Here is a 12,023-nt window from a genome sequence, read left to right on the forward strand (position 1 = left end):
CAGCTCCTGGCGTCAACTCCTGTTACGCAGGTGGGCTTGCGGCGCGCCCTTGATATTCTGTTTGCCGGTGCTGCGACAGCCACTCTCGCTCCTCTCTTCCTGGTTGTAGCACTTGCTGTCTGGATCGAAGGCGGAAGGCCGATTCTGTTCTCGCAACTTCGTCTCGGGCAAAATGGACGACCATTCCGCATGTATAAATTTCGCAAGTTCAGGCCGGATTGCGACCGGCATGGATGTCCGCTCACAATGGAGGGAGACGGCCGCCTGACTAGGATTGGCCGCATCCTTGCCGCGAGCAAGCTGGACGAGTTACCGCAACTCTGGAACGTTTTGCGCGGCGACATGGCGCTCGTGGGACCGCGGCCTGAATCGCTCGCATTCTTCGACTGCTTTCACGGTGGCTTCGAGAAGCTTCTCGACCACAAGCCCGGTCTTGTTGGTCCGTGCCAGGTCATGTTTCGACATGAAAGCAAGCTCTATCCCGCTGACGTTGCGGCTGTGGATTTCTATCGACAAGTTCTGTTCCCGACCAAGGCGAAAATCGATCTCGCTTATTTCCCGCGCCGAACACTGGCTTCTGATCTCGGCTGGATTGTTCGTGCGGCCTGGGCAATCGCGGTGGGATCGTGGACCGAATACACGCGGAAGAATCAATCGAAAGAATCTAAACAACAAACCGGACATTGACGGCCATGAATTACCTTGGTGCCAGAATTCTCGTCACGGGAGCCGACGGTTTCATTGGCTCGCACCTGACCGAAGCGCTTGTTTCGGCAGGGGCCAACGTTACCGCTCTTGCCCAGTACAATTCCTTCGATAGCCATGGTTGGCTGGACGACCTTCCGGATTCGACCCGAAAGAAAGTCAACCTGGTTCGCGGCGACATCCGCGATGCGGCTTTCGTCGGTCGTCTCGTACCCGGCCACGAAATCGTCTTTCATCTCGCGGCACTGATCGCGATCCCCTATTCCTACGTCGCTGCGCAATCCTATGTCGAAACAAACGTGCTCGGCACCTTGAATGTGCTCGAGGCCGCGCGGCAGTGCGGCACCGAGCGGGTCATTCACACGTCGACCAGCGAGGTCTACGGCACAGCCATAACAATGCCGATCGATGAAACTCATCCGCTGCAGGGACAATCGCCGTATTCCGCCTCCAAAATAGCCGCGGACATGATGGCAGGGGCTTTTGCGAAATCGTTCGGCGTACCAGTCGTCATTCTCAGACCATTCAACACGTTTGGGCCACGACAGAGCGAAAGGGCGATTATCGCCGCCATTATACGGCAAGCGCTCGATCCCTCTTGCCCCGCGATCATGATCGGGGATGCAACGACCGTACGTGACCTTACATTCGTTGCAGATACCGCGGCCGCGTTCATGGCTGCCGGACTGGCCGAGGGCATCGAATACGGCCAGCCATATAACGCAGGTAGTCAGCGGGCGATCATGATCCGCGACCTGATTGATGTCATCGTCGATCTTACTTCCAGCGAAAAGCCTGTGCTTCAGGATGAGAAGCGTCTGCGACCGACAAATTCGGAAGTGCGAGCGTTGCTCGCTGATTGCACCCGCTTCGTCCATGCAACGGGATGGTCACCGCAGGTCACGCTGCGGGAAGGGTTGGAGCGGACAGTTGACTGGTGGCGTCATCGCCTTTCGGGAAAGCAAGTCCGGCGGCAGAGGGATTTCATCACATGATGGCCCGGCTGGGTTATGCCCGAGCTCTCCTGTGCTGTGGCGCTCTTGTCTTGCTCGCTTCCTCAAGACCCGCCTCAACGGAATCGCTCGCAAACGCCCAATTCCTCCCGGCGCCCGCCATGGATTTGCCTGGCTATCTCGCGCCAGTCGTCGATGCGTCTCTCGGTACGACCTTGGTTCGTGTGACCACGCCTGAAAGTCCGATGGGAAACGGCATGGTTTGCAAGCGTTCCTATTGCACCCATCGCTATTCGAGTGCGCAGGCGTGGAACGCCGACCAGAGCCTGCTTTTGATTGTCAACGGCTGCAATGGCTTGTGCTTTCTTGATGGGCACACCTATGCTCCACTGTTCCGGCGACAGCGCGGGGGTGAATGCGAATGGCATCCGCAAGATCCAGAGCTCATGATTTGTGTCGCCGGGCGCCGCATTTCGCGATGGTCGCCGCGAAGCAACGCCGAAGATGTAATTCTTGAGACTGAAGCATATCGCGAGCTTCAATTCGGTCCCTACAAGGGCAATCCCTCATGGGACGGCAACCGTATCGTGGTGCGCGCCATCGGCCAGCAGGGCACGCTTGTCGCATTTGCGATGGATCTTTCGGATCGCCGGAAATTTCCTGATATTGAGCTGGCGCGAATTCCCGGCAAAAATAGCTATTGCGGAATCTCGCCGCTGGGCAAGTACATATTCTGCCAGCAGTCTCTCATTGACTTCACAGATCAAGCATTTGTCTTCAGCATTGAGGGTGATCTCCTGCAGAGCTGGACAGAGCATCACCGGCCCGGCCACGGCGACATGACCGTCGATGCCGGCGGTGATGAAGTTTATGTCGGCATCAGTAAGTCGGCGCCCGACAAGTATCAGGTCATCAAACGGAGACTCCAAGACGGACAGGTCACGGCGCTCGCTCCCTATGGAGAAGCTCAGCATGCATCGATGCGAGCGATACGCCGTCCCGGCTGGGTCTTCATGAGTTATGCCGGCGCCGCGCTCGCTCCCGCCGGCGGTAAGAAAGTGGCCCCGTTCGCTCAGGAAGTTATCGCACTTAAAATCGATGGCAGTGGCGAATTTCGACGTATCGCGCATACGCGCAATGCTCCGTATGACTATTGGAGCGAAACGCATGGCTCACCTTCTCCTGATGGATCGCAAGTCATCTGGTCGAGCAACTGGGGGCAACGAGGCGGGCCGGTATTTGATTTTGTTTCCCGCATCGACTGGGCTGATCGAGACAGCGGAAACGACTTAGCGCAAGGAGATCGTCATGAAGGGCAACAGGCGCAGTAAGACTTTCGGCTATGTCTCCATCAGCTTCTGGGCAGGAATCGTTGTCTTGGCGGGCAGCGACGCTTGCCTTGGAGCTCAATACAGCCTCGCGCCGGGCGATACTGTCGAGGTGTCGGTCGGTGGAGCGCCTGAACAGCGCAATAGAGCTCAGATCCAGATTGACGGCACCATTGCTCTTCCCGGGGTCGGTACGGTGCCGGTTGCTGGTCTGACCCCGTCGGAACTTCAGACCCGCATGGAGACGCTGCTGCAGTCCAGGATTCTGCGTCAGCGCTCACCGGATGGGCGCGAGCAGGCGCTCGTCATCAAGCCGGGGGACGTGATCACGAGCGTCGTGGAATATCGACCGATCTACGTCACTGGCGATGTTCTCACGCCCGGACAGTTGGTGTATCGCGCGTCCATGACTGTACGCCAAGCCGTTGCGGTCGCCGGTGGCTTTAGCCTGTTGCGTTCTCGCGGTCAGGTCGGTGCTATCGATCCGGCGGATCTGTTGCGCGATTACCAATCTTTGTCGACCGAGTACATCAAAGAGTATATCCACGTGATCCGCACCAATGCGGAACTTCAGGGCAATGACAGCTTCGATCAGAAGATACCCAGCGAAGTATCTTTGCCGGCCTCCGTCATCGAGTCGATCATGCAATCCGAGGCGGCGTCGCTAAAGACCGCGCAAATCGACTATCGCAAGGAACGAAGCTTTCTGGAGGATGCAGTCAAACAATCGGAGGCTCAGCTCGTAACCCTCAGGAAGCAGCAGGACGGTGAGGAAAAGGGTGTTCAGGCCGATGAGGATGAGCTGGATCGGGTAGCCAAGTTGTTTGGTGCAGGATCATTGCCAAGCCCCCGTGTTACGGAAAGCCGACGCGCTCTTCTGTTGTCGTCGACAAGGCGTCTTCAGACGATGGTCGAAGTCATGCGGCTGCAACGTCAGCGCGACGACTTCGTGCGCCAGATCGAGCGGGTCGCCAATCTACGAACCATCAATCTGTTGCGCGAGTTGAAGGATTCAACCGTTCGCATGGCGGACTTGCGGGTTAAATTGCAGGCGTTGAGTCAAAAATTGCAGCCTGTCGGCGGTGCGGGAGCACTACCTGTCGGAACCAGCGATCTCCGAGCAGAGGTAACGATCGCACGAAAGGTCGGCCAGCAGTGGAACAGGATCGTCGCATCAGTTGATTTCGATGTAGAGCCGGGAGATGTGGTCGAAGTTGCGCTGCGCCCTTCGGGAGTAGCCAGCGCATCTAACTGAGCCATTGGCACAAGCGGGGGTACCCACAAAGGATACCGCGCTTACGACCTCTGGCCGGACGCCTGCACAAAACTGCGCGCTGAGGCGCGCATCGCTTTTCCAACCGACATTCCCTCCATGTCACTCAGACCGCTAGGGGCCCCACGAATAGTAGACTGCCTCAGCCAAATGTGCAGTCGGGTTACCCCAATTTGAACATTTACATGGCTCATCGAAATTGGAATGCTTTCCCTCCGATCAATCCTTGTCATTCGATTGAAGTAGTAGGCGAAGGGAATGACGACATGTTGAATTTGAACCAGAGTGCCACATTGCCCGGCGCAATTGCATCGCTTCATCCCTGCAGGGAATCCATCTTCAACATTTCGAATCGTGCTCCCGCTATCCGGCCAGACGCTGATCCAGGCAAGAAGCCCGACCTTGGCGAACAACGTGACGTCCTACACGCGGTTTTGGCGCGTATTGGCTGCGGGCAAGTTCTGCTCAAGCGTGGCTGTGTGCTTGACGTGAGTGCAATCGGACGTGCGATATTGGAACGCGAATGCAACCTCACCACCAGCCCTGAAACGCTCTACGGCGCCGTCAAGCAGCTGGTGAACCGCGCGGGAGCCCAAATTCCCGTTGGCTCGACATCATGGCTCGCGACTTCCTTCAAGGAGGGCGTCACCAGCCTTGTAAGCCAGATGGTCAATGTTTGGACGGATGAAACCAGCACCATCATTCTGCTCGATCTCGACGCTCATCCAGAGCCGACGCCCCAAGCGCTCCGGTGTTTGTTCGGCTTCACAGCCGCGGAAACCCAGCTTGCAGTCGAATTGGCGCGCGGCCATAATTTGCTTGATATTGCTCGCGCCCGACGGCTGAGCCGGACGACGATCCGCTCACACCTGGCCTCCCTGTTCGTCAAGACACAGACACGGCGGCAGGCGGAACTGGTTGCATTACTCGGGCGTGTCGCCGTCCTGCCTTCTCCCGGTAATTGAGTCTGACGATAGGCACCCAGGCGAGCCTCCTTGTTCATCCGGGCACAAACACAGCGGCAAGTGAAACGGGTCGCCGACAGGCCTGCTTTGCTCCGACGTTTGAACTGATTCTGGATCTGACGACGCGACGCTTCGGCTTGCGTACATCATGCCAAACGCGCTTCGGAGTAATCCTCGTCGTGTCGATGTCTCAATTCTTCAGGATCGCCGAATACTTCCGACGCGGCCGTCATTCGAACGAATGAAGACACTTTGTGATCGCCTCGTAAGCTCACACCGTCCGCTCATACGCGAGGACGTCGAAATTCATCTGTAGCCGATTCTCCGGATCGACTGAGCTGCATTCCGATTGCGACCGAAAGGAATAGCATGACGTTGCATGTGCTTTGTGTGGGAGGCGAGGATCATGCCCTGCGGATCCCATTTCTGGCAGCTTTGCGCAGTCGTGGCTTTCGGGTGAGCGCTGCCGGTACTGGCGCTGCACTCCCGTTCTCAAATAGCGGCATCGAGTATCACCGCTATGACTTCAATAGATTCGGCGCACGGGTTGCTGACCGCCTAGCTGTCGGCCAGCTCTCACAGCTTGTGCGTGGCATTCGACCGGACGTTGTTCAAACGTTCGATACCAAACCAAATCTGCTTGCTCCTCTTGCGGTGAGAGGCGCAATCCCCATTGTGCGCACCATCAACGGAATGGGTTGGGTATTCTCCTCCGCACAGCTGAAAGCTCTTGCATTCAGGCCAGCCTACCTAGCTCTGCAGCGGTTGGCCGCCTGCTGGACCTCGGCAACGGTATTTCAAAACAAGGAGGATGGCGACTTTTTCCGCCGCTATCGTCTGCTTGGCAACAGCCCCGCTGTACTGATCGGAAGTTCGGGAATCGATGTCGATGCTTTCGACACAGCGCGGGCTCAGGCGCCGTCCACCGCAAAACTTCGTACAGAGCTCGGACTCGGTGACGACGAAGTCGTCATGACTGTGAGCCGACTGACCGTACAAAAGGGCATACCCACGCTTCTAGATGCGGCGGCGATTGTCCGCGAAGTGCGGCCCGGCGTTCGTTTCCTGCTTGTCGGTCCAAGGGAGAGCGAAGGTCCTTTTGCCGTGGATCAGGCTTTGATTGATCGATATGCACCACACGTAATCGCTCTCGGTGCGCGATCCGACGTTCCTGCGCTTCTCGGAATCGCGAATGTCTTTGCCTTCCCGACGGAGTATCGGGAAGGCATCCCCCGTGTTCTGCTGGAAGCAGGATTGGCGGGTGTGCCTATTGTCGCCACGCGTATGCCAGGCTGCGGCGATGTTGTGGTGGAGAACTGCAATGGCCATTTGGTGCCGCCCCGGGACCCGCGTGCGCTCGCCGCAGCCATTCTCGATCTTCTCCAAGATCCTGCCCGCGCAAAGAGCATGGGACAGCGCTCGATCGCGCTCGTGCGCCGTGAGTTCGACCTGAACGTCGTGGCTGACCGCTACGCCGATCTTTACAGGAAGCTGATTTTCACCGGGAGTCGAAGCGAAGATCCGGCTGCTTTGTCTCGCGACGTCCATGAAGATCGAAGGGTTAGCCGGCACAGCGGGAAATCATCATGATCGCCAATGCGCTTCTTTCTTTTGGCATCGTGCTTACGACAGCTTCACAGCTGCGCCTTCCCGGAATTCCGCTGGGTGTTGGCGAGGTCTGTCTTGTCCTGTGGCTAGCCTTCGTCTCATTGCGAGTCATCGTTACCGGCCAGATTTACAACGCGACAGCTTTGCTCCGAATCGGTGCGTTTTGGGCCTGTCTTGCACTCGCCCTGAGCATAGGGACATGCGTGGCCTATCTGAGCCAGGAGCTGGACCTTCCTACGATGTTGCACGACACCTTCGCGTATCTGTTGGTGGCAGCTTTGACCTGCCTCATCGTCGCAACGATGGAAGCCGACGCTGCCCTACGTCAAACCCAATGGTTCCTGCTCGCTTTCTGGAACATCGCACTGGTCCTTCAGATCGCTGCGGGCTGGTCCATCATCAGCCTGCCGTCGGTCGATCCATGGTATTGGGATCGATTTCGAGGCTGGGCGGAGAATCCCAATCAGATCGCTCTCTATTGCGCCGTTTTGACGCCGCTGTCTCTCAGCCTTGCCCTATCGGCCAATGGGTTTGGCCGCATCGCGGCATCATTCAGTTGCCTGCTAACCTTCGCCGTCGGGCGCCTGACCAAAAGCGATACATTTCTTGTTGCGATGGTGATTGCCACCGCGATCTTTTCTTTGCTGCGTTTGCGCAGTTGGCTGACCTCGCCACAGCACAGACTAAATTTCCGGTCGGTGGTCGCGGTTCTGGTCATCGCCGCCGCCGTCCCTCTGGCGCTCGCATTAGCACCGTATGCCGTTGCGACCGCCGATGAGTTTGAAGGTCTGGCAATCAGTCTGGCCAAGGACCGTGGCGGCGAGGCAACGAAGCGCACCGCGTCCCTGCGACTGCAACTCTGGGAAGATGCACTCCGTCGAGGGCTGGAAACCGGATCGCTCGGGCTGGGGCCAGGCCCGCATCTCGAGAAGCCGAACGTCGCCAATAACAAGGCGCTTCCAACTCCTTTCGAAGCCCATAGCACACTGCTGGATATATTTACGCAAGGTGGCCTGCTCGCTGTGATTGCCGTTTGCGGCCTCTTCGCAGGCACGTTCATGCTCATGTTCCGCGCGAAGCTCGATGCCCTGGCAGCATTGTTCGCTGCGCTGGCCATTTTCAGCATCAGCCATTTCATCTTGCGTCATCCCATCGTGTGGTTCGCGTTTGCTCTCAGCCTGATCCTTGGATCGGCGCGCCCGCCGTCGCCGCACACGCGTATCGGAAGCTAGATCATGTGTGGAATCGCCGGAATTCTTCAGATGCCAAAAGCTTCCCGATCCGCCGATCTGGATGCGATCGGCCGAATGACGAATCGTTTGCACCATCGCGGACCCGATGCCCACGGTTCGTGGTGCGATCGTGACGCCGGGATTGCATTCGGGCATCGCCGGCTCTCCATCGTTGACCTCACCGACGCGGGGCGACAACCGATGCTTTCCGAGAGCGGCCGATTCGTCATCACATTCAATGGTGAGATCTACAATCATCCGTCGTTGCGACAGGAGCTTCAACGCCTCGGCCAGAACTTCATCGGCAGCAGCGATACCGAGGTCTTGCTCGCGATGATCGAGAGATGGGGATTCGAGGCTGCCCTGGCGCGCTGCAACGGCATGTTCGCAATCGGCCTCTGGGATCGGCAGACCCGTACGCTCCATCTGGCCCGCGATCGAATGGGAAAGAAGCCCCTATACGTCGCCAGAACGAGAAATGCCGTGGTCTTTGCTTCAGAGTTGAAGGCGATCGACGCGTTCCCCGATTTCCATCCGGAGATCAATCCGCGCGGGGTCGCTGAATTTCTCGCTCGCGGCTGGCTATCGGATGAACATTGTATATGGAAAGATGTCTTCAAACTTCCGCCCGGCAACATTCTATCTTTCGGCGCCGATGAACTTCTGGCATCTCGGGATGCTGCAGCGCTTCGGGCAAAGGCGCGCACTTGGTGGTCGCTGACCGACATCGCAAAGCACGGCCGAAGAAACCCCGTTTCCGCGGACGATGGCGAGCTCGTGTCGCATCTTGATGGCCTACTTCGCGAGGCTGTCGGTGAGCGCATGGTTGCCGACGTGCCAATCGGGCTGTTCCTGTCCGGTGGCATCGACAGTTCAACTGTCGTCGCCCTGATGCAATCCCAATCCACCCGGCCCGTCCGTACGTTCACTATCGGTTTCGGCGAGCCCGCCTTCGACGAAGCGGCCAGTGCCGCGGCCGTGGCTCGTCACCTCGGCACGGACCACACGGAGCTACGTCTCACTCCCTCGGAGGCCATGGATGTCATTCCCGAACTGCCCCGTATTTGGGACGAGCCGTTCGCCGACGAATCGCAGATTCCGACACTGCTGCTATCTCGCCTCGCCCGCCGGGATGTAACTGTTGTCCTCTCCGGTGACGGCGGAGACGAATGTTTTGCTGGATATTCCAGGCATCTTTTAACCGCCCGTCTAGCTCCCCTCCTTAACTCCAATCGAGCACTTCGGCGAACGGCGGCAATGGGTGTGTCATTGCTCGCCCGCGGTTTGCGGGAAGACATCGCTGACGCGTTACCTCTTCCTGGCCGCCTGCGACGGATGATCGGAAGCGACCGGGTTAACCGCCTTGCGCAACTGTTTGCAGGCAATGACGCCGACGACATGTACCGGAAAGTTATGCGGCTTTCCGAGCTGCAATTGACCCCGGAGCAGGTAACCGATTCGGCTAAGGTGCCGCCGCTGAACGATCTTCTATCCGACTTCATTGTACGGGACATGATCGGCTATCTCCCCGGCGACATTCTGGTGAAGCTCGATCGCGCCAGCATGGCGACAGGCCTGGAAGCGCGCTGTCCAATTCTCGACCATCGCGTCGTGGAATTCTCCTGGCGGCTGCCGAACACGGCCAAGGTGCGCGACGGACAGGGCAAGTGGATCTTGCGGCAGGTTCTCAGCCGTTACTTGCCGCGCCACTTGATAGATCGACCCAAGCAGGGCTTCGACGTGCCTGTTGGCGCCTGGTTGAAAGGCCCCCTGCGCTCATGGGCTGCAGACCTGCTCTCCGAATCACGCCTTAACCGCCAGAATTTGCTGGACGTACAACGAGTCCAGAGCTGCTGGCAGGATCATCTGAGTGGCAATCGCGATCACTCGCGAATGCTATGGGCCGTCCTGATGTTGCAATCATGGCTAGGAATGATGGTTGAACAGAGTACGTCCCGATCGACAGATACCCTCGAGCCCGCACAGTAGAGGAGCGAGCTATGGAAGCGTTAGTAGGAAGACGTATTCGATCCCTGCAGGCTCTTTCGCCGGATATGGCAGAGGACGAACTTGGGCGGCGCCTGACGGAACAATCCCTGGCTTCAAATGACGGTCTCCAGTCTTTGAATCGCGTGCTGGATAGCGTGCGGAAGTACAGGCGGCTTGTCGTCAGGATGATTGTCGTCGGCGCCTTGCTAGCTGGAGTAGCCGGCCTTCTTATGTCTCCTTCTTATCTGGCGACGGCACAACTTGCTGTTGACGTCCGACAGTCCGGCGCAGTCGATGCCTTGAATGCCGGTGGCGCATCCGCAGCACCTACACCGGCCGCCGAGGAATCCACCATCGACACACATGTCACGGTGCTGCTTTCCGACGCCTATCTGCGGAGACTCCTTCCAACGCTCCGCGCTCTCGAAGATGCGAGGCACGGTGCTGAAACGGGGTCACGAACGTGGATGCAAAGCTTGCGCACGCTCTTTGGTCGTACATGGTCAGCAACCAAGGAGCTGCTACTTGGCAAGAACCACGAGCCCGATGACGGGTCGGCTCTCGCTGCTCTAAAGCGCAGCTTGAAGGTTGGTCAGGAGCGGCGCTCCAGAATCATCGCCGTTACTTCTATGGCCGCCAATCCGCAACGAGCGGCGGAAATCGCCAATACGGTGGCACAATCGTATGTCGACGAGGTCGCGCGTCAGAAGCAAAGCGATGTGGAGTATGCTTTGAGCTCCCTTGCGACACAATCATCCAAAGTTCAGCGTGACCTTGCAAAGGCGGAGGAGGAACTAAAAGCCTCCCGTCTTGGCCAGCCCTCTCCCTCACGGGACGCCGCGCTGGAGTGGCAGGTCACCACGCTGGCGCAACAGTTTGAAACGCTTCTGCGGCGGCGGCAGGAGCTCACCGCAAAAGGTCTGACCGCGCAATCAGACGTCAGTATTCTCGCCACGGCCACACCGCCAGAACGACCGACCTCATTACACCCGCTACTTATGATTCCTCCTGCGGCAATTATCTTCGCTCTGCTGGCTTGTGTTCTCGCAGTCGTATTGAATCACTTCGATCGGACCCTGCACACGGAAGCCGACGCCGCTGAAGCTCTGCGTATTCCATGCGCCGGACTGATACCTTCGATTCCACTGGAGCCAGGCAAGCAGCCGCATTATGTTTTGGAGGAGCCTGCGAGCCACTATGCCAGAGCAATCCGCTCCATTCTGGTATCCATACTGGCCTCCGACCCGGCAACCCCACGATCGCAGCGTGTTGTCCTCGTCAGCTCCAGCATCGGTGGGGAAGGCAAGACCACACTTGCATGGAGCCTTGGTCTTTACGCTGCCCGGCTCGGGTGGCGCACTCTACTCCTTGACTTTGGCCAATTCACTCGTCGACCGAGTGGCGAGAGCGCCAACTTACTCAGTGTACTAGCGTATGGCCGTCCACTTGCAGACGCGATCGAACATATCCATGAGTCCGGAATTGACTACCTGCCCGCCACATCGTTTGGGGGACATCGGCTTCGGATTCTCGCCGACCCCAAGATTCCTTCGTTGCTCCGACAGCTGAGCGACACCTATGATTTCGTGATCATCGACGGACCTTCGCTGCTGGAAGCCCCGGAAGCAAGACTTCTGGCGAGTTGGGCTGACCACGTTTTGCTCGCCATTCACTCTGGAAGCACCGATCGTGAGGCGGCGCAGACCGCGCTGCATCAACTTGTTCGGACAGAACATCTCAACCCTGCCCAGAACACGAGATTCTCGTCGGTCTTAACTCGTGTCGAGCCGCTACAGCAGGACCAGTTCGGTGAGCGCGCACAGCAGCTGGTCAAGAGGACTTGGGGCGCACTCTGCCGGCGGTCGAAGAGAGCAATCACGTGGCGAACGTGGCGCGGAGACGCAATCGAGCTGAAACGCTCCGGATCACCCAAACTGAACCCCCGCAATTGGTTGAGAAGCGATTGAGGG

The 12,023-nt window shown here is 58.1% G+C and carries 9 protein-coding genes; all 9 read left to right on the forward strand.

Features of this window, described 5'->3' with window-relative positions:
* Positions 1-30 precede the first annotated feature (30 nt).
* Positions 31-687, forward strand: coding sequence for a sugar transferase (locus CHC01_RS22855; RefSeq protein WP_244558488.1), 657 nt, complete (start codon positions 31-33; stop codon positions 685-687).
* A 5-nt stretch (positions 688-692) separates the two neighbouring features.
* Positions 693-1,700 (forward strand): SDR family NAD(P)-dependent oxidoreductase, encoded by a 1,008-nt coding sequence (locus CHC01_RS22860; RefSeq protein ID WP_089266613.1) that lies wholly within the window; start codon positions 693-695, stop codon positions 1,698-1,700.
* Positions 1,701-1,819: 119 nt separating this feature from the next.
* Positions 1,820-2,989: a hypothetical protein gene (locus CHC01_RS22865; RefSeq protein ID WP_244558489.1), complete on the forward strand. Its 1,170-nt coding sequence runs from the start codon at positions 1,820-1,822 to the stop codon at positions 2,987-2,989.
* Positions 2,967-4,241, forward strand: coding sequence for a polysaccharide biosynthesis/export family protein (locus tag CHC01_RS22870; protein ID WP_089266615.1), 1,275 nt, complete (start codon positions 2,967-2,969; stop codon positions 4,239-4,241). Before CHC01_RS22865 ends, CHC01_RS22870 begins: the two co-directional genes overlap by 23 nt.
* A 203-nt stretch (positions 4,242-4,444) precedes the next feature.
* A complete protein-coding gene (locus CHC01_RS22875) occupies positions 4,445-5,224 on the forward strand; it encodes a helix-turn-helix transcriptional regulator (protein WP_141137151.1) in 780 nt (259 codons plus the stop codon).
* Positions 5,225-5,593: 369 nt separating this feature from the next.
* Complete coding sequence (locus CHC01_RS22880; protein WP_089266617.1) at positions 5,594-6,814, forward strand: glycosyltransferase; 1,221 nt, start codon at positions 5,594-5,596, stop codon at positions 6,812-6,814.
* Positions 6,811-8,064 carry an O-antigen ligase family protein gene (locus tag CHC01_RS22885; RefSeq protein ID WP_089266619.1) on the forward strand — a complete coding sequence of 418 codons (1,254 nt, stop codon included), beginning with the start codon at positions 6,811-6,813 and terminating at the stop codon, positions 8,062-8,064. The genes CHC01_RS22880 and CHC01_RS22885 overlap by 4 nt, the downstream gene beginning before the upstream one ends.
* 3 nt (positions 8,065-8,067) lie before the next feature.
* A complete protein-coding gene (asnB, locus tag CHC01_RS22890; RefSeq protein ID WP_089266621.1) occupies positions 8,068-10,053 on the forward strand; it encodes an asparagine synthase (glutamine-hydrolyzing) in 1,986 nt (661 codons plus the stop codon).
* A gap of 11 nt (positions 10,054-10,064) precedes the next feature.
* Complete coding sequence (locus tag CHC01_RS22895) at positions 10,065-12,020, forward strand: AAA family ATPase (RefSeq protein ID WP_089266622.1); 1,956 nt, start codon at positions 10,065-10,067, stop codon at positions 12,018-12,020.
* Positions 12,021-12,023 lie beyond the last annotated feature (3 nt).

The sequence above is a fragment of the Tardiphaga sp. OK246 genome (genome assembly GCF_900188215.1).
Lineage (GTDB): Bacteria > Pseudomonadota > Alphaproteobacteria > Rhizobiales > Xanthobacteraceae > Tardiphaga > Tardiphaga robiniae.

Coding starts and splice junctions, on each gene's coding strand:
- CHC01_RS22865 (WP_244558489.1), top strand. CDS start 1,820: ATGGATTTGCCTGGCTATCTCGCGCCAGTCGTCGATGCGTCTCTCGGT.
- CHC01_RS22860 (WP_089266613.1), top strand. CDS start 693: ATGAATTACCTTGGTGCCAGAATTCTCGTCACGGGAGCCGACGGTTTC.
- CHC01_RS22885 (WP_089266619.1), top strand. CDS start 6,811: ATGATCGCCAATGCGCTTCTTTCTTTTGGCATCGTGCTTACGACAGCT.
- asnB (WP_089266621.1), top strand. CDS start 8,068: ATGTGTGGAATCGCCGGAATTCTTCAGATGCCAAAAGCTTCCCGATCC.
- CHC01_RS22880 (WP_089266617.1), top strand. CDS start 5,594: ATGACGTTGCATGTGCTTTGTGTGGGAGGCGAGGATCATGCCCTGCGG.
- CHC01_RS22870 (WP_089266615.1), top strand. CDS start 2,967: ATGAAGGGCAACAGGCGCAGTAAGACTTTCGGCTATGTCTCCATCAGC.
- CHC01_RS22895 (WP_089266622.1), top strand. CDS start 10,065: ATGGAAGCGTTAGTAGGAAGACGTATTCGATCCCTGCAGGCTCTTTCG.
- CHC01_RS22875 (WP_141137151.1), top strand. CDS start 4,445: ATGGCTCATCGAAATTGGAATGCTTTCCCTCCGATCAATCCTTGTCAT.